Source organism: Caldivirga sp. (assembly GCF_023256255.1).
Taxonomy (GTDB): Archaea; Thermoproteota; Thermoprotei; order Thermoproteales; family Thermocladiaceae; genus Caldivirga.
Window position 1 is genome coordinate 64,870 of sequence record NZ_JAGDXD010000014.1, and the last position, 24,156, is coordinate 89,025.

27 protein-coding genes and 1 tRNA gene are annotated in these 24,156 nt (G+C 42.3%); 13 read left to right on the top strand and 15 right to left on the bottom strand.

What is annotated here, in order from left to right; translation table 11 throughout:
* Positions 1-5 precede the first annotated feature (5 nt).
* The 3 genes from Q0C29_RS02180 to Q0C29_RS02190 form a co-directional block, all read right to left on the bottom strand.
* Positions 6-950 carry a MoxR family ATPase gene (locus Q0C29_RS02180; protein WP_291999021.1) on the bottom strand — a complete coding sequence of 315 codons (945 nt, stop codon included), beginning with the start codon at positions 948-950 and terminating at the stop codon, positions 6-8.
* A gap of 264 nt (positions 951-1,214) precedes the next feature.
* Positions 1,215-2,318 (bottom strand): hypothetical protein, encoded by a 1,104-nt coding sequence (locus Q0C29_RS02185; RefSeq protein WP_291999022.1) that lies wholly within the window; start codon positions 2,316-2,318, stop codon positions 1,215-1,217.
* Positions 2,311-3,432 carry a hypothetical protein gene (locus Q0C29_RS02190; RefSeq protein WP_291999023.1) on the bottom strand — a complete coding sequence of 374 codons (1,122 nt, stop codon included), beginning with the start codon at positions 3,430-3,432 and terminating at the stop codon, positions 2,311-2,313. Before Q0C29_RS02190 ends, Q0C29_RS02185 begins: the two co-directional genes overlap by 8 nt.
* Before the next feature lie 212 nt (positions 3,433-3,644).
* Between Q0C29_RS02190 and Q0C29_RS02195 the strand changes: the two genes are divergently transcribed.
* Together Q0C29_RS02195 and Q0C29_RS02200 are read left to right on the top strand one after the other, a co-directional pair.
* Positions 3,645-4,352: a 30S ribosomal protein S3 gene (locus Q0C29_RS02195; protein ID WP_291999024.1), complete on the top strand. Its 708-nt coding sequence runs from the start codon at positions 3,645-3,647 to the stop codon at positions 4,350-4,352.
* 47 nt (positions 4,353-4,399) lie between these two features.
* Entirely contained in the window at positions 4,400-5,293 is an 894-nt protein-coding gene (locus tag Q0C29_RS02200) for a Gfo/Idh/MocA family oxidoreductase (RefSeq protein WP_291999025.1), read from the top strand.
* A 47-nt stretch (positions 5,294-5,340) separates the two neighbouring features.
* Here the strand turns inward: Q0C29_RS02200 and Q0C29_RS02205 are convergent, their stop codons facing one another.
* A complete protein-coding gene (locus tag Q0C29_RS02205; protein ID WP_291999026.1) occupies positions 5,341-5,562 on the bottom strand; it encodes a hypothetical protein in 222 nt (73 codons plus the stop codon).
* A gap of 141 nt (positions 5,563-5,703) precedes the next feature.
* On the opposite strand from Q0C29_RS02205, the gene Q0C29_RS02210 reads away from it, so the two are divergent.
* Together Q0C29_RS02210 and Q0C29_RS02215 are read left to right on the top strand one after the other, a co-directional pair.
* The gene (locus tag Q0C29_RS02210) at positions 5,704-5,826 is read left to right on the top strand and encodes a hypothetical protein (RefSeq protein WP_291999027.1); all 123 of its coding nucleotides are present in this window, start codon (positions 5,704-5,706) and stop codon (positions 5,824-5,826) included.
* Complete coding sequence (locus Q0C29_RS02215) at positions 5,823-5,960, top strand: hypothetical protein (RefSeq protein ID WP_291999028.1); 138 nt, start codon at positions 5,823-5,825, stop codon at positions 5,958-5,960. Before Q0C29_RS02210 ends, Q0C29_RS02215 begins: the two co-directional genes overlap by 4 nt.
* A gap of 3 nt (positions 5,961-5,963) precedes the next feature.
* On the opposite strand, the gene Q0C29_RS02220 is transcribed toward Q0C29_RS02215, so the two are convergent.
* Positions 5,964-7,334: a RuvB-like helicase gene (locus tag Q0C29_RS02220; protein WP_291999029.1), complete on the bottom strand. Its 1,371-nt coding sequence runs from the start codon at positions 7,332-7,334 to the stop codon at positions 5,964-5,966.
* A 156-nt stretch (positions 7,335-7,490) separates the two neighbouring features.
* On the opposite strand from Q0C29_RS02220, the gene Q0C29_RS02225 reads away from it, so the two are divergent.
* The 5 genes from Q0C29_RS02225 to Q0C29_RS02245 all read left to right on the top strand — a co-directional run bounded on the left by Q0C29_RS02225 (position 7,491) and on the right by Q0C29_RS02245 (position 13,275).
* Positions 7,491-8,252 carry an amidohydrolase family protein gene (locus tag Q0C29_RS02225; protein ID WP_291999030.1) on the top strand — a complete coding sequence of 254 codons (762 nt, stop codon included), beginning with the start codon at positions 7,491-7,493 and terminating at the stop codon, positions 8,250-8,252.
* Positions 8,249-9,031 carry a hypothetical protein gene (locus Q0C29_RS02230; protein WP_291999031.1) on the top strand — a complete coding sequence of 261 codons (783 nt, stop codon included), beginning with the start codon at positions 8,249-8,251 and terminating at the stop codon, positions 9,029-9,031. The genes Q0C29_RS02225 and Q0C29_RS02230 overlap by 4 nt, the downstream gene beginning before the upstream one ends.
* A 93-nt stretch (positions 9,032-9,124) precedes the next feature.
* On the top strand, positions 9,125-10,273 hold the full coding sequence (locus Q0C29_RS02235; RefSeq protein ID WP_291999032.1) for a DegT/DnrJ/EryC1/StrS aminotransferase family protein: 1,149 nt from the start codon (positions 9,125-9,127) through the stop codon (positions 10,271-10,273).
* 39 nt (positions 10,274-10,312) lie between these two features.
* Positions 10,313-12,991 (top strand): beta-galactosidase, encoded by a 2,679-nt coding sequence (locus tag Q0C29_RS02240; protein ID WP_291999033.1) that lies wholly within the window; start codon positions 10,313-10,315, stop codon positions 12,989-12,991.
* Positions 12,992-13,149: 158 nt separating this feature from the next.
* Positions 13,150-13,275, top strand: a tRNA-Pro gene (locus Q0C29_RS02245).
* A gap of 140 nt (positions 13,276-13,415) precedes the next feature.
* Here the strand turns inward: Q0C29_RS02245 and Q0C29_RS02250 are convergent.
* The 6 genes from Q0C29_RS02250 to Q0C29_RS02275 all read right to left on the bottom strand — a co-directional run bounded on the left by Q0C29_RS02250 (position 13,416) and on the right by Q0C29_RS02275 (position 17,863).
* A complete protein-coding gene (locus tag Q0C29_RS02250; protein ID WP_291999034.1) occupies positions 13,416-13,640 on the bottom strand; it encodes a hypothetical protein in 225 nt (74 codons plus the stop codon).
* 355 nt (positions 13,641-13,995) lie between these two features.
* Positions 13,996-14,541: a (d)CMP kinase gene (gene cmk, locus Q0C29_RS02255; RefSeq protein ID WP_291999035.1), complete on the bottom strand. Its 546-nt coding sequence runs from the start codon at positions 14,539-14,541 to the stop codon at positions 13,996-13,998.
* A 2-nt stretch (positions 14,542-14,543) separates the two neighbouring features.
* Positions 14,544-14,684: a hypothetical protein gene (locus Q0C29_RS02260; protein ID WP_291999036.1), complete on the bottom strand. Its 141-nt coding sequence runs from the start codon at positions 14,682-14,684 to the stop codon at positions 14,544-14,546.
* Positions 14,685-14,814: 130 nt separating this feature from the next.
* Entirely contained in the window at positions 14,815-16,476 is a 1,662-nt protein-coding gene (locus Q0C29_RS02265) for an ABC transporter permease subunit (protein WP_291999037.1), read from the bottom strand.
* Entirely contained in the window at positions 16,473-17,189 is a 717-nt protein-coding gene (locus Q0C29_RS02270) for an ABC transporter ATP-binding protein (protein WP_367173603.1), read from the bottom strand. Before Q0C29_RS02270 ends, Q0C29_RS02265 begins: the two co-directional genes overlap by 4 nt.
* 275 nt (positions 17,190-17,464) lie before the next feature.
* Positions 17,465-17,863 carry a translation initiation factor IF-5A gene (locus tag Q0C29_RS02275; protein ID WP_291999039.1) on the bottom strand — a complete coding sequence of 133 codons (399 nt, stop codon included), beginning with the start codon at positions 17,861-17,863 and terminating at the stop codon, positions 17,465-17,467.
* Between the two features lie 269 nt (positions 17,864-18,132).
* On the opposite strand from Q0C29_RS02275, the gene Q0C29_RS02280 reads away from it, so the two are divergent.
* Positions 18,133-19,254, top strand: coding sequence for a tyrosine--tRNA ligase (locus Q0C29_RS02280; RefSeq protein ID WP_291999040.1), 1,122 nt, complete (start codon positions 18,133-18,135; stop codon positions 19,252-19,254).
* Here Q0C29_RS02280 and Q0C29_RS02285 read toward each other — a convergent pair.
* Complete coding sequence (locus Q0C29_RS02285; protein ID WP_291999041.1) at positions 19,238-20,395, bottom strand: NAD(P)/FAD-dependent oxidoreductase; 1,158 nt, start codon at positions 20,393-20,395, stop codon at positions 19,238-19,240. The two genes, Q0C29_RS02280 and Q0C29_RS02285, sit on opposite strands and share 17 nt — an antisense overlap.
* A 156-nt stretch (positions 20,396-20,551) precedes the next feature.
* Here Q0C29_RS02285 and Q0C29_RS02290 point away from each other — a divergent pair, with 156 nt between their 5' ends.
* Both Q0C29_RS02290 and Q0C29_RS02295 read left to right on the top strand, forming a co-directional pair.
* Positions 20,552-22,090, top strand: coding sequence for an HD domain-containing protein (locus tag Q0C29_RS02290; protein WP_291999042.1), 1,539 nt, complete (start codon positions 20,552-20,554; stop codon positions 22,088-22,090).
* A 63-nt stretch (positions 22,091-22,153) separates the two neighbouring features.
* Positions 22,154-22,738 (top strand): alpha/beta fold hydrolase, encoded by a 585-nt coding sequence (locus Q0C29_RS02295; protein WP_291999043.1) that lies wholly within the window; start codon positions 22,154-22,156, stop codon positions 22,736-22,738.
* Here Q0C29_RS02295 and Q0C29_RS02300 read toward each other — a convergent pair.
* Together Q0C29_RS02300 and Q0C29_RS02305 are read right to left on the bottom strand one after the other, a co-directional pair.
* Entirely contained in the window at positions 22,731-23,234 is a 504-nt protein-coding gene (locus Q0C29_RS02300) for a hypothetical protein (RefSeq protein ID WP_291999044.1), read from the bottom strand. The genes Q0C29_RS02295 and Q0C29_RS02300 overlap by 8 nt on opposite strands.
* Positions 23,231-23,416 (bottom strand): TFIIB-type zinc finger domain-containing protein, encoded by a 186-nt coding sequence (locus Q0C29_RS02305; RefSeq protein ID WP_291999045.1) that lies wholly within the window; start codon positions 23,414-23,416, stop codon positions 23,231-23,233. Before Q0C29_RS02305 ends, Q0C29_RS02300 begins: the two co-directional genes overlap by 4 nt.
* Before the next feature lie 180 nt (positions 23,417-23,596).
* Here Q0C29_RS02305 and Q0C29_RS02310 point away from each other — a divergent pair, with 180 nt between their 5' ends.
* Positions 23,597-23,794: a hypothetical protein gene (locus tag Q0C29_RS02310; protein WP_291999046.1), complete on the top strand. Its 198-nt coding sequence runs from the start codon at positions 23,597-23,599 to the stop codon at positions 23,792-23,794.
* Between the two features lie 7 nt (positions 23,795-23,801).
* On the opposite strand, the gene Q0C29_RS02315 is transcribed toward Q0C29_RS02310, so the two are convergent.
* A complete protein-coding gene (locus tag Q0C29_RS02315) occupies positions 23,802-24,083 on the bottom strand; it encodes a hypothetical protein (RefSeq protein ID WP_291999047.1) in 282 nt (93 codons plus the stop codon).
* Positions 24,084-24,156 lie beyond the last annotated feature (73 nt).

Consider the following 24,156-nt stretch of genomic DNA (forward strand, 5'->3'; position numbering starts at 1 on the left):
CTAGCTCACTTCGGTACAGGTAACTTACTTAAGTACTCCGCTACTATGGATTCTCCCCTCACCCCCTCAAGGGTTACTTCAGGCTTAAGCACAATCCTATGCCCAAGAACATCAACCGCAACCCTCTTGACGTCGTCCGGTATTACGTAATCCCTACCCTCAAGCAACGCCATTGCCTTACTCATCCTCATTAACGATATGATACCCCTTGGACTTGGACCCGCTAAAACCCTTGGATCCTTCCTAATAGTCCTGAAGCTTGAAATGTAGCCTAAAACCTCGTCACTAACCGTCACTGAGGACTCTAAGTACTGCCTAATCTCAAGCAACTCACCTGCATTAGTGATGGGTTTAACATACACTGTTGGGTCATCAGTGCGCCAACTAATCCTCCTCTTAAGTAGTTCAATCTCATCACTAGGATACCCTAGGCTTATCCTAATCATGAACCTGTCCAGTTGAGCCTCAGGAAGTGGATAGGTTCCCTCAAGTTCAATCGGGTTCTGGGTTGCTATAACTATGAAGGGTTGAGGAAGCTTAATGGTATCACCCTCAATGGTAACCTGCCCCTCCTCCATGGCCTCAAGTAAACCGGCCTGAGTCTTAGGTGGAGCCCTATTAATCTCATCAGCAAGTATTAGATTAGCGAAGATAGGGCCCCTTATGGTTTCAAAATAACCCTTATCCTGCCTCCAAACCTTAGTACCAACTATATCACTTGGGAGTAGGTCGGGGGTGAATTGAATCCTATTGAAGTCAATACCAAGTAACCTAGCCACTAACTTAGCTAGGAACGTCTTACCTATGCCTGGGTAATCCTCAATAAGTATGTGACCACCAGCTAAGGCTGCGGCTATTATTTTAGATATTACCTCACTATCACCAACATAAAACTTCAACACCTCATCAATTATGCTCCCCGCCTTCTCAAACGCGGTCTTTAAATCCACGCGCCTAGGACTTAAAACGTCCTAATAAAGGTATTCTCACGCAGCCATCATTAATACTTTAATGGTGTGCAATTAACTATGGTTAATACATGATTAATCCAGCGCTTAGTCTCTGTAAATCCAGGGTACTGTAACTAGGTTAACTAGAGATTGCTAGGTTATTGCCCGTAATGATAAATAAGGGGCTGCATTAAGGGTTAATGCGATACACGTAAAGATAGCCATAAATTGGGAACATGATGCATGATTCACTGGATAGTAAGCTTACTGCGCTGATGCTTGGCCGTAAATTTGGTAAGTACTCTTGGTTTGCTCATACTGAGTCATACTGCTTAATACTTCGTTTAAGGTATTAATCCTCCTAGTAACCTCCTCCTCAACACTGAACCTATCGTAGAGTTTATCCGGTGAGTATTGGTAATTGAATAAGCTTGATAATACATCAATAACCTCATTGTACTCAAAGCCACCGCTAGCCATCATGTATGATAGGTACACGAGCAACTTATCCTTACGGCCATACTTCACAAAATCCTCAACAGCATCATTAAAGTACTTAAGCTCAGGTACTTGAATAACCTTAACCTCACGTTTATGAGCCTCATAAACCTCCTCAACTATCTTCTCAATATCTCTTGAAGCGGCCACATACGCCCTGTAGCTTATGTACGCCACAAGAGCTAGTGTTAATAATATTGATACGGCGAACACGTAAACATTAAGCATTGGGGACTTAGGAATGGCTAACACCATGTAGAATATGCCTAAGCCGAAGAAGGCAGCTACGATACTACCGTAGGAATTCCTGAGGTAAAGTACTGCATTACCAACGCCTCTACCTGGTTGAGCATTAATCAATGCCGTTGATGATAATACTAAGGCGGCTAGTGATGAGGTTAAGAATGGGTACATGAGGGGCCTGTAGCCTAACCCCACTAGCGCTGATAGTGAGAATAAGGCCACTGAAGTTGAAAGCTTCTTCAGGAAGTCACCAGCATTAACGCTTGTAAGTGAGATGCTGGTACCAAGCCTATTAATCATGACTGCTGCAGCCAATAGTACTAATGAACTTAACGCAACCTTAGCCTCATAACTAGGTATTACTAGGAAGGATCCTAGGGACATTAGTAATGTTAATGTAACGTAAGCGGCATCATTAGCCTGTCTCCCCTTGAACCAGGGCTTACCCCTCATGGTCTTTAAGTCATTAACCAGCATTAACGCTAATGAACCAGCTATCGGTATTAAGAAAATGAATAATAAATATACGCCTACTGGCGTAAACAATACTAACATTACCGTGACCACAATTAATATTACGTAATAAACCACGTATTTGGTTAATGACTGTGCTGAACTATTAGCCACAGGTAATCACCTTGGGGTCACTATGTGACCTATATAAGAGCCTTAGGTAATTCTCATATTCCCCTCTACTAATGATTCTTTTACCATAATACACACTCTCAAATATCCTAGTCATTTTTAATGCCTCCGCCTTATTCCTAATTACACCATCCTCACTTAACTTAGCCACAGCCTCCCTGGGGGTTAGGTTACTGGGATTCTTTAGGTTAGCTAGAACGTTAAGCTTGAATAAATTCTCAACATCCCTAGAGTAATCAGTAAACCTAACCATTAAGCGCTCAGTCTCCCCACCTGACTCACCAATAATCTCATAGCATCCCTCAGAGGATGCGGTGATCTGGGAACCATTGATTACTAATCCTGAACCAGGCTTCACATTAATATTACCCACTGGTTCATAAGTAAGGGGTTCATTAATACCCCAGATTAAGGGTAAGTCAGGTGGTATATTAAACTTAAGTAAACGACCACCACCCCAGCCTTTAAATGGTTCTACCTTCTCATTAGGTAGAAGTCTCACCTCAGTTGCCGCGTATACTTCATTACTTGCCTTAACTACAGTAGACTGGGGGGCAGTAAGCTTAACAGATTCCTCACCCTCACCCTCCTCAACGTTAACCCTGGTGCCCTTGCCCCTTATTGATAATGCTGCGAAAACTGAGGACGCAACCATCACCACTATCAATATGGCTAGTATTACTGCAGTGGGTATTTGAGGCATACTAACCCTCTGCGACTGCTGAGTAGACTCACCACTACCTGACCCTGATCCTTTCCCTGTACCTGTACCATTAAAGTGGTTTAACGGGGTTTGAGGATGCAGTGAAATGTTGATGTAGGGCGCTTTACTAGTCATGTTAGGTAGAGGCAATTCAATTATAATCATAGGTATGGGTACTGATGGTAAAGCTAGGCTAGGTAATTTAATGCTTGGCGACTTACCATGAGGAACCGTAATATTGATTACCGGTATACTTATACCAGGAGCCTTTAACCCACCTCCACCACCCTGGGAACTTGAAGACACTGGTAGGGTCATAACCCTTATTGATGATGTAAGAAGCCATAGGGCAATTAATCCAATTATAAGAGTTGCAACTGCGTCTCTTCTCATGTGTTTAGAGAACCGAAATCGGTATATTAATCTTTCCCAGATCGTTGACTTAACTTGAATCAAAAAGCAACCGAAGATGAACACATTGTTAACTTAACTTAAGCCACATCTTACCACTAATACGAAGAAGGATTCACCCCACTACTACGCTAGGTGTGGGAATGAACTGTTAATTCACAAAGTTTAAAAAAGCTTAGTTACTTATGGGGGTAATGGCCACTGCTCAGCAAAGGAGGCTACCGATGTATAAGAGGATTATTGATGATAATAAGAAGAAATGGATGATTAAGGAGTACCTTAACATAGCCTTAACCAGGAATAGGTACGTTGATTCAATAATCCAGAGAACCACACTGGGTACTAGGATTGTGATTATTGCTGAGAAGAAGAATAGGATAATAGGTAGGAAGGGGCAGCAGGTTAAGGCGCTTGCAGACATACTTAAGTCTAAGTTCAACCTAGATAACGTTGTGATAGATGTAATACAGGAACCACACCCTGAGTATAATGCTAGGTTAGTCGCCCTCAGGATAGCTGACGCAATGGCCAAGGGGATTAGGTTCAGGAGGGCTGCCATAATAGCCTTAAGGCAACTTCAGGAGGCTAATGTGCAGGGTGCTGAAGTAATAATAAGCGGTAAATTAACAACCGAGCGCTCAAGGTTTGAGAAGTACAGTACAGGCATAATGATTAAGGCGGGCCAGGATTCACTTGAGAAGGTTCAGGAGGCCGTAATACCAGTACTACTTAAGCCTGGAATCTACTCAGTGAGGGTTAGGGTACTGCCCCCTGAGGCGAAGCTTAGCGATAGGTTTGAGATTAAGTCGCCTGAGGAGGTTCAGGTTAAGCAAATTGAGAGTAAGACTGAGGAGGGTAATGAGGGTAAGGGGGATAATGAGCCGGCTGGTCAAGCCCAGTGATAATGCTTAATAATTACTCATAGTTAATCCCTCAACGGTGCTGTTAAGTGGGTGTTAAGACTGCATTAATTGGAATGGGTAGGATGGGTTCAATTCACCTTAAGGAGTTAGTTAGATTAAGAAGTGAGGGACTTATTGACAATATCATGGTTGTTGATATTGATGATTCAAGGCTCAATACCGCTAAATCAATGGGGGCTGATGAGACTTTTAAAAACATTGACGAAGCACTAATTAAGCACCCTGAGGCAATAATAATAGCAACACCAACAACCACCCACTATGATTTATCGATTAAACTAGTGAACAAGGCCCACTTAATGGTTGAGAAGCCAGTCACCGTGAAGTTAAGTGAAGCCCTTAACCTACTTAGTGAATCAAGGAAAACCGGCAACATGGTGGTTCCAGCAATGGTTGAGAGGTTTAATAAAACCGCTGAAGAGGCTTTTAGCATTGTAAGGGAGCCTATTGCATTATCAATGGTTAGGGTTGGTGTTATACCGCAGAACCCTGACTCCTACATTGGGGTCATATATGATTTAACAATCCATGACTTAGACTTAGCATTATTTAGGTTAAGGCCCATGAGGGCAATAATAGCTAAGTCAATGCTTAATAGGGATAACGTAAGCCTACTACTTAACCTAGATGGAGTCTCAGTGAACATTGAGTCTAAGTGGGTTAATTCAGGTAAACTACGTATACACACGTACGTTGGGTTAAGTACCTTTACTGTAGCTGATTTAATTCATGGATTAATCTACAGTAATGGCGCGGTTAAGAACGTAAACCAAGGTGAGGAACCAGTTTACTTAGAGGATAAGAACTTCCTTGAGGCGATTATGGGAAAAACTAAACCCTTCGCTACCTTAACTGATTACATATCATGCTTAAGGATAATTGAGGCTGTTCAACAGAACTATAATGTAGTCCCGCTATAGAAGCAATTCATGGACATTAAAGAAGCATTAGATTCACTTGACTTAGATTAATCAAATTCATTAATGTTGCTTGCACTTACATCAGCCTGATTAACCTTAATATACTGCTTAGTGTATGGATCATAGTAACCCATTACCCTATGCATAGTATTCATCCTGCATCTGGGGCAGTAAAGATACACATTATACCTTAACCCAGATAAGTCAAAACCAACATCCAACTCCCTCTCCATACCACATTGAGCACACTTAATAACCCACCTAGTCACCCTAACTCACCAACTAAGCATCTACTGAGGGGCTAGTTTAATAAACCAATTGCCTCATGTATAATTCCTACACCTTAAAGTCTACTGAAAAGTTTTCACCCTATTCGAAAAATATTAAAGTAACCCTAGTCACATTCAACTATGGTTGATGCTGTTGTTTTTGTTGGATTGTCTGTTACTGTGATTGGTATGCTTGGTGGTGTCTTGTATTGGCTTGGTGGTAAGTTTAGGGGGATTGACTTAAGATTCCAACAAATGAGTTGAGGGACTTAGCTAGGAAGATAATTAAGGAGTACGGTGAATACCCTGAGACTTGGAAACTACACATATACGCATCAATAATGGTTGGTAGAGCATTAAGGAAGATGAGTGAGGAGGGTAGTAAAGGTAATAAGTGAATTTTACTTTAGGAATAATTCCTCATGCTGCTTAACGTACTCAACACTCTCCCTTAGGCTTAGGAAGAGTTTCCTAACGTACTCGATATCATCCTTAGTTACATTATCCCTATTCTGCTCCTTAGCCCTAATCTGGGCTGGGGTTAGTAATTGTATCGCATATCTCAGGCTATTCTCAACACCTATTTTAGTTAAGTAATCCAACGCATCATTACTCAACTTAACCCCCTCCTCCCTAGCTCTAATTGAAACTATTTCCTTAACCTCATCCTCATTATACGGCCTAGTCCTTATTATAATTAACCTATCCAGTAAATCCAGTGGTATACCGTGGGGTGCCTCAATGTCAGTTCCCCTTATCTTTGTTATACCTCTGTTAGTGGCAAATATCATTATTGGACTCATCTCCATCTCCATGGCCTTTGTGAAGAAGGCCCAAGTTTCAATATCAAGCATGTGCGCATCATCCACGAAGAGTACGCCTGGAATTAACTCTCCATTACCCTTATCCACCGTTTCCTTAACGAAATTATCCACTGCATTCCTAACTTCACTGGGTATCTCCTTCTCCTCTGTGAATACTCCAAAGAGCATTGCGGATACTAAACCCTGTTGCCTAGCCTGATACAGGTCTAGGTCATGAAGCGTGAAGAACCTTGTTATCTCCTTCTCCTTATGAACAGGCCCCTTAGGTACCTCAAGCTTATGTTTAACGTATATGTCATACTGCTCCTCGCCTTCACCCTGAGCCTGCCCTTCAACCACTACTCTACCCGTTTCCTCATCAATCATTATAACATCACCAGTGCTGATTCCTAGTTCAATCAACTGTGCGGCAATCTCCTGAGGCACCTTCAGTATCTTTTCCTCATCAGTGGTCTTCAACTTAACCGTAGCCCCAATTGGTACTTGAATGTAGGGATTATAGGGATGCTTACCATACTTGAATTCAATGGACTTAACCACGCCTTCATAAACCCTCCTCCATTCCCTTATCCTAAGCCCAATGGCCTTTCTAAGGGCCCTCATTAGGAACTCCGTCTTCTTAATCTCCACGCTGTATATTTCAGCAGCATTAAGGTGAACGAAAGGTGTATCAGCCCCAAGCTCCCTGGCAATCCCAATAGCCAACGCAGTCTTCCCAGTGCCAGGTGGACCAACTATTAGTACGCCTTTACCGCTGAACTTACCTGCCTTGATGATTTTAACAACCATTGCAGCGGCCTCTCTGGCTTCAACCTGACCCACGAAACCCCCCGCAATCTTCTCCACCTTACCGTTAACTACGCCAAGTCCCCTAATGTGACTATGTACACTTATTCTCCTTCTTTCTTCCTCACCACCCTTTACTTCCTCAATTCTTATGGACGACATAGGTCGTTCTTAACACGCACTGATTTAAACCTAACCTCATGGGTAATTATAAGGTAAGACTACTGGTTAACATTCACTTAACACTACGCCTTACCGGAATTCATAACCACAGTTAACATTATAAGTGCCGTGGTTAGTTTAAGCGGGGTGAAGTGAATGATTAACCTGGGTGGCGCGGTGGATGTTCATACGCACTGTTACCCAGACATGAACATTAATGAGGAGATGATTAGGCTCTCAAGGATGCTTGGTATTGAGCAATTATGGGTTAGTTATCATCCATATGCCATGTCTGGTTTTAAACCATCCTCTGAAGAGGTCTGGAGGGTAAATGAGTTCGTTTATGGATTATCAAGAAGGTTTAAGGAAGTCAGAGGCTTTGTTCACGTTAACCCACTTAACCAAGACGCTGTTAAGATGACTGAATTCTTCATTAGGGAGAGGGGGTTTATAGGTGTTAAACTGTATAGGGCTGTTAGGGTTAGTAAGCGTATTGTTGACCCTGTAATTGAGGTTGCGGTTGAGAACAACATACCCATACTGGTTCACACTGCCCACAGGCTTTACCCAACCTCTAGACCTAATGAGAGTGAACCAGATGACATAAGGTCACTTGCCTTAAGATTCCCTAGAGCTAAAATAATTATGGCGCACATAACCGGTGGTGGTGATTGGGAATACGCCATAAGTAGAATTAGGGATTTACCCAATGTTTACGTTGATATAGGTGGAAGCGTTACTGATTATGGTTCAGTGGAGGAGGCGGTTAAAGTTCTTAGTGACGATAGGGTGCTCTTCGCCACTGATACATTAATATCAGCTGCCGTGGCTAGGATAATGAACGCGGAGATTAGTGAGGAGTCTAGGGTTAAGATACTTAGGTTGAACGCCATGAGACTTCTAGGTGAGCAAGCATGATTGATGCATTATGCATGAGTGGGGCATACCCGTTTAGGCACCTTTCAATGAGTACCAATACTGTTGCCTCAAAGCTGGCTTCAGAGGGCTTTAGGCATTGCGTAATGTTCAATTTAACAGCCCTATTCCACAGGGACCCATGGTGGGCTAACGTGGAGTTCGCTGAAGAGGACCCTAATGTTAGTTGCAGTATACATAAGTTAGCGGTCTTTAATCCTGATTATGAAGATAAGTTGAGGATTAGGGAATACAGTAGAATGGGGTACATAGGCTTCGTCACTAGCCCAATATACCATGGTTATAGGTTAATGAAGAGGAACGTAATCAGCAACCTAACCGAAGCCCTAAACCATGGGACAGTCGTAATCCTTAACCTACTGGAGGACCTGAGGCAAATGCATAGGGCCTACGCCTTCAGGTATAGGATTATGCTGGGTGAATTAAGTGACGCCCTTAGAGACCTTGCCAATAAAGGAAATGGGGAATTTAGGGTACTTTTATCGCACTTCTCATACAATGACCTGGTTAGCCTCAGGTCACTGTATAATGGTGATGTTTACGTAGACTTTGCATCCTCCCAAGTATTAGGTGCACCTTATAATCATATTGAGGAGTTAGTTAAACTGTATGGTGCATCAAGACTTGTTTTATCCACGGGATTTATGATGAAGTATCCTAAGTCCTCAATACTAAAGCTCCAGTTATCTAAGGTGCAGGATAAGGATAAGGAGGCAATATCATTAATTAACGCAAGTAGGCTTTATGGAGTAAAACCCTAAGAAGATGAATCACACGTCATTTTTAATTTCACCAGGAGATGAATAATGCACTGTAGATAAACTTTATTAAATTAAGCTAAGTTAGGTTAAGTAATGGTTAAGTGGCCTCCAGTTAATCCAGATGATGAGAAGTCTTTATTAGAAGCATTTAAGAGTGGCCGATGGGGTAGGGTTCCTGGCGGTGTTGTAGAGGAGTTTGAGAGAGAGTTCTCAAGGTACCATGAAGCTAAGTACGCGGTGGCGGTTACAAGTGGTACGGTAGGCTTATTCCTAAGTTACCTTGCTGTTGGATTAAATGAGGGAGATTACTTCGCATTACCTGCATACACCTTCATAGCCACTGCAACTGCCGGTGTATTACTTAGGGCTGTACCCGTTTTTGTCGATATTGATGCTGAAACCCTAAACATTAGTGTAGAGTCCCTTAAGGCAGTTCTTGAGCAGGATAAGGATGGTAAAATTAAGCTGGTGGTTCCAGTCCACTTCTCCGGCATACCCGCTGAACTTGATGAAGTTATTAATGAGGCTAGGAAGCATGGAGCTAAGGTAATTGAAGACGCGGCGCAGGCCCATGGAGCCGCGTATAAGGGCCGTAAGGTTGGGGCTATAGGTGAAGCAGGTGTCTTCAGCTTCCAGAGCAGTAAGAACATGACCGCTGGGGAGGGTGGGGTGATTGTAACTAATGACTACGAGATCTACATTAAGGCTTGGTCTTACCATAATGCCGGTAGGGAGATAAACGGTGAATGGTATATGCATGCGCTTATTGGGTGGAACTTCAGGATGACTGAACTTCAGGCAGCAATACTATTATCGCAGCTTAAACGCTATGATGATGAGTTTAAGGTCAGGGAGAGAAACGCTAGGTTACTTTATGAATTACTTGAAGGTAATGAGGACTTTAAGCCTGTTAAGCCGCCTACGTATGTTTCAAGTTCAAACCACCTCCTCCCAATATGGATTAGCAGTAGGTTAATTAAGCAGTACGGTAAGGCCAGGATAGTTAGCGAGGTTAATAATAGGGGAGGAGTTGTTGTCGAGGGTTACCCAATGCCGCTTTACAGGCAACCAGCCTTTAGGGAATCCTACTGGAAATTACCAGACTACTCTAGGTTAAACCTACCTGTCACTGAGGACGCATGTAGGAGGGTTATATGGGTACCTCAACACGTGTTGCTTAGCGAGGATGAGACACGTAGGACCGCTGAAGCGTTAGTTAGGGTGTCAAGGGAATTGAGGTGAATGCGGTAATACTTTAATATTGTTTTTTGCTGGTTTAGTATGCTTCTGTGTGGTGAAGTACATTACTTCAGGGTCCCTAGGGGTCTTTGGGAAGATAGGTTGCTTAAGCTTAGGCGGGCTGGGTTGAATTGCTTAAACACTTACTTTGCCTGGAATTATCATGAGGTTGAGCCTGGTTTATTCGACTTCTCCGGTGAGAAGAATGTGGATGAGTATTTAAGTAAGGCTGAGGAACTTGGCCTTAAAATAGTGGCTAGGGTTGGACCGTACATATGCTCCGAGTGGGATAATGGTGGGCACCCTGACTGGTTACTGAGTAGGGATTTAGTGCCGAGGAGCCTTGACTCATCATACTGGCCTTACGCTGAGAGGTGGCTTAGGGTTATATTACCGATTATTGTTAAGCATCAGGAGCCTAATGGTGGAGTCACCATAGTGCAGTTGGAGAATGAGTACTTTTGGGGTGATGCACCACTCCACATGAGGCTTGCCGAGTTGGCTAGGCAGATTGGAGTAACAGCTAAACTGTACACGAATGTTAATAGGTACGTTAGGAACACTATATACACTGACGCCCTAGACCTATACCCAAGCCCATGGGATCTAAACTCGGTTTTATGGAGTATTAAGGACCTTTTAGAGACCCAGGGTGGTAGACCTAAGATACTTGAGTATGAGGGTGGATGGTTCTCAACGATAAACAGACCATTACCAACATCTAGGGGTAGTTTCCCATCTGACTGGACTAGGATCCTCCTAGCAACTGCATTAGCCTATGGGTCAGATGTAGTGAGCTTCTACATGTTTCACGGAGGCACAAACTTCGGTTACTGGACTGGTAGGTGGATAACCACAACTTACGATTACGAAGCATCAATTAGGGAGTGGGGTGAGTTAAGTGATAGGTATTATAAGGTTAAATTGCTTACACCTCTAGCTGAACTCATTGATGGTAGTGAAACAGAGGGTGAATCGTATGATAATGGTAGGTTACTGGTTATTAGGCGTAAGGGTGATTTAAGGCTAAAATTCTACATTAACAATACTGAGGCTGAGTGGGTTGATGGCAATGTAAGGATTAAGGCTAGGGGAGTTAAGGTTATTCCAAGTAATTTAAGCATCAAAGGTATTACGGTCAGTGAAACTAACCTAAGCCTACTAACCGTTAGGGATAGTGATGTGTTACTTTACGGTGATGCCGGTGAGGAATTTACCATTAGGCTTAAGGGTGGTTTAATTAAGTCATGCTTAAGTGTTGAACATCATACTGAAGGTGACTCAGTGGTACTAAGTGGTAGGGTACCTGATGAATTAGGCGGCTGCTTAATTGAGGGTAAGGGTAATGTTAGGGTATTGATTTTAAGCGAATTATTCGCATCAAGAACCTGGATAATGAACGACTACTACGTTCCATCAAACATATACTTAATTAGGGGTGGTGATTACAATTCATTGTTAATTGAGGGTAAGGAGGGAGTTAACACGCTTTACTTACCGTTTAAGTCAAGTAGGGGTAGGTATGTGCCTGAATTGGATATGACTAGGATTGAGCTTAACGTTAATGTAAGTCAGCCTAATGTAACCATTACTCAAGTGACCAAGGGCTCAGTGGGCCTTAGGCGTATTCTTAAAATAAATGGCGTTAAGCCGCTTGAGGAGTTAGGATTATTTAAGCATGGGCTATACGTCTATGATTCTAGGCTTAACGTGAATGGTTTAATAGGCGTGGTGGCCCACGATTACGTTACGGTTATTAACAATGGTAGAGTTACCGCAAGCGGCTTCATATACGTTAAGGCTAATGCAAATGCCGGTGACTTAAGAATAATCGTTGAGTCAACGGGGCATCCTAACGATGGCGCCATACCCTTCTTCACCGGTTTACAGTCACCAGTGTTGGTTAATCAAGTTGGCAGTATTAAGGTTGATTCATGGGAATACGGTGCACTTGACTTATCCAGTAGGCTTAAGCCGGGTATTGCAACCAATTACAGTCATACCACCGTAATTAATAGGGAGATTAGGGAGTACTTACCTAGGGTTAAGTGGGTTAAGGATACTGGTGATTTAGGTAAGCCTAATAATGCAGTCATATACTATAGGGGTAGGGTTCACTTGAATGAGGCGAGGCATATTGTTCTCAGGATTAGTAAGAATGACCAGTGGGCAGCAATGGTTGTTTTCATTAATGGTGAGGAGGTCTATAGGGGACATGGTGATGACCCCTTCGAAACCACGGTATACGGTGGATTAAGGGTAGGTGATGTTGAGATTGTGATAGCGTTACTAAGGTATGGTATTAGGGAGGTTAACCCAACCCCAGGAAGCGTTGAAATTGACCTGTGGAGTAGCATCATTAGTGATTATGATTTAGGCCTAATGGAGTTAGGTGAAGTGAGAGAAGGGGCTCAATTACCATTAACTGTGAGTGAACCATCAACAATTAAACTCAGGTTCACTGTTGATAAGCCAAGTGATACTAATGCCCCATTATACACCGGGTTAAGTGGGAAAGTTCACGCATTAATATTCCTCAACGGTAAGTTAATTGGCCGGTATTACCCAGGTGGTTCACAGAGCATGTTCTACCTACCTGAACCATACTTAAGTAGGGAGAATGAATTAACCATACTAGCCACACCAGCCGAAGAAAACGCAACAGTAAACATAACGTTTAAGCCATACGCAGTAACGAAGATCATAAACCTAACACTATAAACCCCCACTCAACAATACTAAAACCATACCTATAATCAAGACAACCATGTTTAGCTAGTAGTTTAAACCCAAAGGACTTAGTTATTACCCACATTTCACGCAAGATGATGCAGGTACGTGGTAAAGTTAATAAACCGACGCGTAATGAATCAAGGAAAGGGGCCGTAGTCTAGCCTGGTTAGGACGCACGGCTTGGACGCCGCCACTGGGTACAGTTATTGCAAGCCCAGTGGGGTTGGAGTATGCCCGTGTGATCCCGGGTTCAAATCCCGGCGGCCCCACCATTATAAAGGTAAAGATCCCTCACTCTTCACGTTAACCAACCGCAACATAGTAAGGTCTCATTATTCATTGCTAGGATTATTTAAGAACTAATGAATTAATACGCATTAAAGAAGCGTAATGAGTTTCAAATGAGTGGGGCTTATTCAAGCTTATCATTACCCTTAGACGCTTGAGGCTCGATACATAGCATTACCAGTACTCTAAGCGCTTCCGCCCTTCCAAGTGGATCATCATTTAGCCTTCTCTCAGCCACTGTAACAACATCATTATCGTTTAGGCATTGAAGTGCAATTAGAAGTAGGTGACCACTTAATCTCTTCCTAGCTATTACCCTGGCTTCCTTAACTATGTCACTAATATCCACTTAATCAAGCTTAAGCATGTGGTTAATTAATCTTACACTCACTAACAATACAATATACTCAACTTAACCCTACTTAGTGAACCCTTATGAATTAACAGTAGGTGCATAATCTAATGACCCTCCACCTTAGATAGCAATGTTTCCGGCTGCACCGAAGGTTCTCTCACGGTTAGGTATCCTTAATAGGATTACTATTACTATTCATCATATGTAGCTCACTGCCCATTAGACCTATTGATATGAATAATGTAAAAATAAGCTAGTGCAAAGTTAAAATTTACCCGCATTCAAGTTGGTACCTCGTTTTCTCCTTAAAGAGCAAGAAAGTACTAGGATATCATTTAGATTGAGTGTCTCATAATTTGCCTTTAGCGTTTAATACCTTTATGACGTAACTGCCAACTACATCTAATGTATCATTTATGTTTATTAACGATGTATCAACCACTAGGTCGAATATTGATAAGTCGTTCACGTTTATTGAGTATATGGCCATGTACCTCCTCCTATTTGATTCCTCCCTTGTCTTAATTTCATTAATCGCATCATTAATGCTAATGCCCTCCCTACGTGCTAATCTACCTGCCCTGGACATCATGTCGGCCTTTAAATAAACCCTAACATCCGCATAATCCTTTATTATCCATGCGGCTAAATGCCCCTCAATAACTACTCTACCCTTCTTGGCTTCCTCAATTGATACTTGATCCACATGGAGGTCAATACTATGGTCCCTTTCAGCAAGCTCATGAAGCTGCATTAACGTTAACCCCCTCTCGGCCGCTGCCTTCCTAAATAATTCACCTATGGATATGAACCTGTAGCTTAACTTATCGGCAAGGAGTCTTGCTACTGTAGTCTTACCACTAGCCACTTGTCCACTTATTGCAATAACACCCATCTTCAAGCACCCATTAGCCTAACGGATAACTTCAAACCCATTGATAAACACTTGTGGCAAACGTAACCACCATATGGCCTACTAACTCTCCCACTAATAACCGAACCGCACACTGAACACCTAACGACTGATTTCTTAGCCATACTTAACGCAATCCTGGTTAAGCCGGTTTTTAAGCTTTAAATAACCAATACATCAAGTAACTTTCCTCATTCACAAACACATTTAGAGATTAACACTAGCGTATTCAATTCGATGGGTTTTTCACGAGGGCTACATTGATATAGCACCCTCCATACGGTACCTTTGCCTAGCCATGGCAAATAGGCTTCTCCATAGGAATACGCTTAGTAGTATAACGTTGATTGCAAGTATTAGGCTCATCGCCTCTAGCCCAATTATGTTACCTGTGGCTGTGTAGTAATCCATTAAGGCTGTGTATCCATTAACCATGTAAACCTTACCGTTAATGCCTTGAAAGTACTCGGCTATCTCAAGGCCACCCCAAGTTGAACCCACTGTGCTGGCTAACCCTGTTATTGTAGCTGGCATTGCGCCTGGTATCGCTAGCTTAGTTAACTTATACCATGTTGATAAGTTTAAGTTATTAGCCACATCCCATAGACTCCTCGGTATAGTCTTCATCCCTACATACATGTTGTATATTACGTACCAGGCAGTACTAAGGAAAGCAACTATGAAAACCAGGATCTCCAGTGAAATCCTTAAACCAAGCCTAATTGCTAGGTAAGTTACGAAGGGTATCGCCACTAGGGGTAAGTACGCTGAGACTGGGATTGAGGCTAAGACTTCCAGTATCGGCAGTATCATAGCCTCTAATTTAGGCCTAGTCACCATTAGGTAGTTTACTGGGATTGCAACAAGCATTGCAGTTACTGTTACCAGTAATATTCTAAACCAGTCTAATCCAAGGTAATATAGGTACGTTACCCAATTATCATATATATTAATCATTATTGGCAGCCACGTGGTACTCCATGATGAGTAAATGCCATATACTATAAAGGCAAACAGTAATGAACCAATGCCTACTGCAATGTACTTATCAAACCTGGTTAAAACATTCACTGGCCTTGGCCTCACAGTTAACCTATGGTATATTGAATAACTTGTAGCCCTAACGAAAGTTGGTATTAATGCTCTCTCTGCAGCCGTTATCCTCCTAATATACCTCATGTTCCTAGCCAATGAAGCCCTAATTCTACTGGGTGTTTGCCTCCTTACCCCAGTCCTCATAGCCTCAGCGTAAGGGTCGTAACTGTATTTAACAGCCCAATTAACGAAGGGCCTAAGTACCCCGAAGACAGCGACAATAACCATAATCACTAGTACCATTAATGCCACTATGGCGTCAAACCACATACCCATGTTAACCCAACTGAATATTAATGAGCCTATACCAAACACGTGGTAGCTCTTGGTGCCTAGCGCAATGACCTCACTGACCGTTATGTAGAATAATCCATCAGCGAAGCTTACCAGGACATTCCCAGCCACTCGAGGTATTGTGGCTGGTATGTATAGTTTACTGAATTTAGCTATGAACGATAACTTATACATGTTGGCCACATCCTCAAGGGACTGGGAGATCGTCTTAATTGACTCATATTCCCCAACCCAAATGTTCCAAACTACGGCAGTGAAGACGAGGAAGTCCACGGCTAATTCAACACCAAAATAACCCCTTATACTACTTATGAAGAAAACCAGGACTATTGGGAAGAATGTTATTACCGGAACAGCCTCCAGTGTCTGGGTTACTGATAGGAACACCCTCTCCACTAAGCCATTCTTAGCTGCGGCGTATCCAAGGAACCAGCCAGTGATTATGGAGGCGATGATTGTCACGGCAACCCTAGTGAACGTTGCAAGGGTTGCTAATAACGAAATGGCGACTACGCCTAAGGAGCTCATTTACTGTTCACCTTAACCACACTGGTAAGCTCCATGGATTTAGATATCTCACTGTAAAGCATGTCTAAGTATTCTTGGAACTCCTTATCCCTAGGTGACCTAGGTCTAGGTAAGTCAATACTTATATCGGCGATGACTGTTGCGGGTCTACCGCCAAGCACAATGACCCTGTCACTGAGCTCAACCACCTCCCCGAGGTTATGGCTAACCATCAATATTGCCTTAACTGTTGATTCCTCATTAAAAACCATATTATATATTTCACTTTTAAGACCCTCGGCGGTTATCGCATCAAGGTTAGCGAAGGGCTCATCCATGAGCAGTAAAATAGGTTGAGCAGCTAGGGCCCTCGCAATCGCGACCCTCTGCTTCATTCCCCCACTCAACTCCCTTGGGTAATAATTCTCAAATCCACCTAACCCAACTAACTCTAGGTATCTCCTAGCCAACTTAACTCTATCATCCTTACTAAGCTTCTTATGAAGTAGGGCTATTTCCACGTTCTCCAATGCCGTTAACCATGGAAATAGGGCGAAGTCTTGAAATATCATTGAGATTTTAGGAGTTGGACCCTTAACTTCATCACCCATTAGTATTACCTTACCTGTATCTGGTTTCCTTAATCCAGCTATAATCCTTAATAGGGTTGTCTTCCCAGTCCCCGTGGGCGCTACTATGGATACGTACTGCTTCTCGTAGACTGTGAAGGACACGCCCCTAAGAACCTGAAGAGGACCCCTCTCAGTCCTATAGCTGAATGAAATATCCACAAGCTCCAAGACGGGGGATACTGGGATGATCCCACCATGCCAAGGTAACTATAGAGTTTATAAATCTAACCTCATGTTTTCATCACAGTAGACCATTAATAACACTAATGATGATTTCAAGCAACTGCATCTGGTGTTTACGTTATTAACTATGAGAAGGCGCATTAAAGGAAAACCTTAATAGAAAACACAATGCGACTTACCTTTAAGACAAGTGTTTACCTAGTCCTCATTATTTTCCTATACCCTGCCACATCCCAAACCTCAACCTGAACACCCGGCTCAAGCTTCCCCTTGGCCTCATCCTCAATGTAACTACTCGGTATTTCAAAGGTTTGATAATTCCTAAGATCCATTAACTGAACACTATCACCAGTAATGGATATGACCTGCGCAGTGAACTTCTCAATTACAGGAACCTCCACGGCAGCATCAGTTGGGACAACTATGGTTCTCTTAACACCATCAATAACGCCAATACCTACTATTCTAGCCTTAGCGCTACCATGCTTCCCTGTCTTACTCTTCTCAACCTCAACAACCCTGCAAGGCATGTTATCTATCATAATGTATGAACCCTCCTTAATGTCTCCTGCAGAAGCAGTTCTAGTAGACACTTGGCTTCACCAACATACCCCCTTTTCCAAGTATTTAAATAGTTAGCTTTAATGAACCATTATTACGCTAGTTAAAAACCATAACCTAGTACCTTAGAGTTAGGCGGCTTGAATTTTAATTAAAAGAAAGCGTAAATTACCATGAGGACAAATGCATAATGGGGAATAGTGCTAAGAAGTGGCTTTTACTGTAACTGCCTTAAGGGAATTAGGGTTGGCGTTATGCTTACGACTAAAATCCTTATTAAGCTTAGGTTGGTTAGTTTGCGATGGATGTTGAGGACAGGGTTAACTTAGCCTTAAAGTACCCAACTGAGGAGTTACTAACAGTGGAGGAATTACGAAATTACTTTGAGACTGGGGAAACCCTTAGGCATTACATAGGCTTTGAGATATCCGGTTACATTCACATAGGCACTGGGGTAGTAAGCATGTATAAGTTAGTTGATTTGCAGAAGGCTGGAGTCAAGGTATCCATACTACTGGCTGATTTACACTCCTGGCTGAATCATAAACTAGGCGGTGACCTAGAGGTGATAAGGAAGGTGGCTGTAACCTACTTTAAGGAGACTTTAAGGAAATCCATAGGTATACTTGGTGGTGACCCAGACTCTGTGGACTTCATACTGGCCTCTAACCTTGTTGAGGAGAGGCGAGAATACTGGGTTCAGGTCCTTGACTTAGCTAGGCAAGTATCGTTATCTGACGTTAGGCATAGCTTAACCATAATGGGCAGAACATTCACCAATACTGCCAAGATGTCTTGGTTAATATACCCGTTAATGCAGGTTATTGACGTGTATGCCTTGGGAACGCACATTGCGCATGGTGGTGTTGATCAAAGGAAGGTCTATGTTTTAGCTAGGGATGTTTACGACAAGATCAGGCTAATGCCATTAACCCTTGGGGGAAGGGCTGTGAAGCCGATAATTCTACTACACCACCTCTTACCATCATTAACCATGACTGGTAAGGAAAGTAGACTTGACTTATCTGAGACTAAAATGAGTAAGTCAAGGCCTGAAACCGCAATATTCCTGCATGATTCGCCTGATGATGTTGCAAAGAAGATTAGGAACGCCTATTGTCCACCTAAGGTAACCGAAAATAACCCAGTAATTGAGCTAGCTAAGTTATTCTCATTTAGGGAATCCAGGAGGAATCCCTTTATTGTCAAGAGGCCTAGTGAGCATGGTGGTATGGTGGAGTATTGGACATTCGATGAGTTAACTAGGGATTACTCTGAGGGGAAAATTCACCCACTGGATCTTAAGAATGCCGTAATTGAGGAGGCTGTTAAATTCATGGAGCCTTACTGGAAATGGTTCAGTAATGGTGATGGAGCCAGGTTATTAAATGAAATGAGCAGTATGGTTAAAATAACGCGTTGACTACATTACGTAGATTAACATTACCCATATTAATTAATGGCGTGTACTTAATAACCTTTAATCCGATTTTCGGATTAGTTATGAGGAGCCTAATTAACGCATCAATGTGATTGTCGTAGTCAGGTACCTTAACCTCCACGTGGCTTTCACTAATCTCCCTTAATGCTCTTTCAATCAACTCAACATTATTGTAGAGTATGCTGGATAATGTTGAGTACACCTTAGCTAGTTTACCCAATGTACCACTAAGCATACTACTGTAACGTTCAGCAGCACCATAACCGGATTCATGAATAATCCTAGCTAAGATTAGGGAAGTCAACATACCTGTTACAATCCCCCCACCGGTTAGCGCCTTAGTCACACCGGTTGAATCCCCCACTGTTGCTATTCGCCCATAACCGTAGTTAACATTAGATGAACCTAACACAATCTTCCCTCCGAAAACCCTCCTGGGTGTTACGTTAAACTGATTAATTACCTTCCTAAACCTTAAACCAACGATACTAGTATCGTCAACAACACCTACTCTGAATTCCCCATTACCCTTTGGGACTATCCATGTGAAGAACCTGCTACTATACTTACCATTAAAGAACACAATAATGTGATGGTCATCATTAACCATATTCCTTAAGTAGGGTGAGTAACCATCAACCTGTATCCCACTAACCGTGATTAGCCTAGTGCCAAGTAACCGTCTACTCAATACGTTTCTAGCCCCCTCACCAATAACCACTAGGTCGAATGAATCCTCAAATCCACCATTACCCTTAACCACGCCTCTACTGCTAACATCAATTACCCTTACCCCCATGTGCTCCATCCTTAATGATGCCTCACCATGCAAATACTCCTCAAGCCCCGGCCTATTCAGCATGGTAACCCTACTGTTAGTGAACCTTAGTAAAACCCCGGTTGAATGCAAGTCAGTGGTTACTGTTAACTTATCGTAGTAATTATCAAACACCCTTCTACTTATCCCCAGCGTAATGGCCATTTTCTCACTGACCAACCCAGTGCAGTGAAGCGGTAGTCCAAGCTTACTATCCTCCTCAATCAAGTGAACATCCGCCTCACTCCTAAGTAGCCAAGCTAGGAAAAGGTTACTTGGACCAGCGCCAATTAAACCAATCTTCACGGTACACCCATGCGTTACACTCATTTAAAGGTTACATACACCCTCAGGAAACTTCACTGGGTTAGGATTATGAAGTAGAGACTCAAAGTTAAGCATCATGGAATTAAAAATAACTTTAAGTACGGTTTATAAATTTGAATATTGAGCATTAAACCAGTGTCCTGGAAGGAGCTTAGGGATCCAATACATGGCTGGATTAGGCTAAGCACTGATGAGGCTAGGTTACTTGATGATGATGTGTTTGTGCAGAGGCTTAGGAGAGTGACTCAAGATGGTATGGCTCATTATGTTTACCCATCAGCCAGGGGAAGTAGGTTTGAGCATAGTTTAGGCACAATGCACTTGGCTACATTAATAGCGGAAAGAGTACTGAATGAGACTGATGGGCACAACATTAGGTCCTTAATGGATGCTATTGGGCTTCATGATGAAGGAACCAATGCGATAAAGCAGTACGTTAGGTTAAGTGGGCTGCATCACGATATTGGCCACCCACCATTATCGCATGTCCTTGATGGCTATGTAGCACCATTAGTTAAACCTGAGCAGCCGCTTTACACTGCGGGATTAGGAAAGGAGCATGAGGTGGCTGGCTTAGTGATAATGGGTTCAAGTAGGTTCAGAAGCATAATCAGTGGCCTGGGTATTGATGCAAGCGTGCTCAGGTTAATAACATTCTATAAGTTGATTAAGCGTGCAAGGCTAGCTACTCAATATGGCCTAGTTAAACTAGAGGTAAGTATCCCTGAAGTTAAGCTACTGGGTAATATGGGGGATGAGGAGGTGATGCTTCTAGAATCTCTGGCATCAATAATCTCAGGAGGTATTGATGCTGATAGGCTTGATTACACGCTCAGGGATCTTTACTTCACTGGTGTTGGATCTGGAAGTGGGGCTATTGATATTGCTAGACTTGTTAATTACCTGCATTTGGGTAAAGGCATGTTAATATTCGATGATAAGGCTAAGGCATTCCTGGAGGGTTACGCAATAGCCAGGTATAATCTTTATAAGTGGGTTTACATGCATCATAAGGTTCTTCAATATGATGAAATGTTCAGGGAAGCCTTCAGAAACGTAATAATGCTTGAGCAGGCTAAGGACTTTAAGAACGCTGCGCTTAGCTTCCTTAATGGGAACCCCAGCGAATACGACTTGGATACATACACTGATGAATACTTAGGTGCAATATTGAGTGAAACTTACCATAAAGGATTACTCAGTGGTTACGTTAGGGATTACGTGAACTCCATATTGCATAGAAAAACCAGCATGAGGGCCTTATGGAAGAGGGATGAAGATTACATTATGGCTTTTGGACTAGGCAATGCAGTAATGCTTAATAAGTATATTGATGAGCACTTAGAGTTAAATGGATTAAACTGGGTTAATGAGTTTAAGACCCAGGTAGCCAGTGAAATGAGAAGAGCCCTTAACTGTAACTGCAGGGTACTGGTTTCCACGGCATCCTTTAGTAATGACATAAACACCTTTGTTAAGAACAATGATGGATCATTAATAACCATTACTGAGGCATCTCCCTTAATAAAGGCCATTGATAATGCATGGGAGCAGACCCCACATGTATTCCTATTCATGGATCCAAGTGAACTAAGCAGTAACAGTGTAGAGTTAAGTAAGGCAAGGAGTACTGCCGTAAGGATTTTAATGAATATGGTGACTACTGGCTCCTAAGATAATTACTATCTAGACGAGTTATTTGAATAATGGTTAAAAACACAGCCTACAATGGCTCAAGTGATCACTGAGAGTTACATAAACGTGGGTAACTTCAGGGTAAGGTACTTGGAGAGCGGGGATGGTGAAACAACACTCATAATAGTACCCCCACCTAACACGTCAGCTAATAGGTTCATGAACACTATTAGGGAGACGACCGCCGCTGGATTCAAGGTGATCCATGTTGACCTCTCCTCAGCACCAGCAAACATGAGTAAGGTAAACAAGGTTGCGGCATTATCGTTAATTGCAAGCACTATTAATAGCAAGAGAACCATATTAGCTGGGATTGGGCAAGGTGGTGGAATTGCCCTTGATTACGTTATTCAAAGTAGGCATAATGCGCTTTCCGGTATAGTACTTATTTCAACACCTAGGGTGATTAACTACATTGATAAGTTACCTAAACTCAACATGCCTATGTTACTGATTTACAGTATTAATGATCCTAATGCACCTGTTGAGGAAGCTAATGCGGTTAAGTCGGTTATTAAGAACGCTAGGTTAACGTTAATTAATGGTGATTGGTTAAGTGAAATAAATAAGGTTACTCAACTAATGGTCTCCTGGGCGCTTGAAATAACTAAGCCTAAAACTACTTAAAAAGGCTTCTGATGGCGAAGTAGGATACTGAAGCTACTGCAATACCCACTAGTAAGGCTAATATTAAGCCGTAATTCATTAACGAGTCCTCATTAATGAGTGAACAGTAAGCTGTAATAGAACCCCCTCCTGACGTTAACTTAATTGAATTACCCCTGATTACTGCTGGGTTAAGGGTAAGGCACATTAGCGTGTGCTTACCTATGCTTGAGTTAAAGGCAACGTAGTCGCTACTGTTAGATGACGCATGAACATATATTAGTGAGGACATGCCTGGCAGCGAGTACTTAAATACTATGTAGTGGAAGATGCAGACAGTATGGTTAGTAACACCCATGACCCCCCATGCACGTATATCTACTGATTGGGCATTAGTGGTTATGTTAACGTATCCTAGAGTCGTATTTAAGGTTAATGAACACTGCTGGGCATGGGCCATAACTGCTAATCCAAGTACCATCAACAGTATTAGCGGGATGACTGTAATTAGTCTCATGGCTTAGGGATCTCCACACTTGGGTCTATTAAATTTTCCTGCTTAAGCCTATTGAGAAACTTATACATGTGCAGCCTAATGACCTTTGAACCGCATTTACTGCAGTATAGCTTACCCTCAATTATTAACCCAACATCCCTACTACCACAGACTGCGCAAGCCCACTTACCCTCACTACTCATAAATTATGTTAATGCTAATTATGAGTTTAAATACTTTACAGATCTATTAAAGTTAATAAGGACGCATTCACTAGTACGCTTTAGAACCTAAATAATCAAGTGCCTGAAACATGAATGATCTTAGCTCCAATGAGGACTCTTCAGCAAAACACTTAATTACCTTGATTTAACTGGGCTTTTATGAGGAGGTCTTTAGACCTTGCAGTGTGGGTAATAGCATTCATAATGCTGCTGGTGGTATTTGGATTCACTTACCTGGGTTATAAGGGTGGTTACCCGCATAGGTATGCGTATGAAGCCTTTGGTGTTGATTTAATACTTTTATTTGCGCTAATATATGGTCTTTACGTAACTATAAAGCCCAGTAAAGTTAAGTGAGCATTAATTAACCAGGGCTTCCTAAGGCTGGATACACTAGGTACCTTGTTCCATTAATCATAACTATCATGCAGTGTTCACTTAGGCTAACCTCAATATTGCTTACGTTAACCTTAATTGCACCTGTATCATTAAGGCAATTAAGCGCGCTTAAACCAGTACTTAATATTTCTGATGAGGAGTAGTTATATGACTTGAAAAGACCCATTAGGATCACTGTAATTGAAACTACTATGGTGAATGTAGTCAATAGCACCAGTGCCGCGACTATACTTGAGAGACCACGCATAATCCATAATGCGTAAACTGAGCCTTAAGGCCAGTGAATATAGGGTAATGGTTAATTCTTCATGCCCCTACTT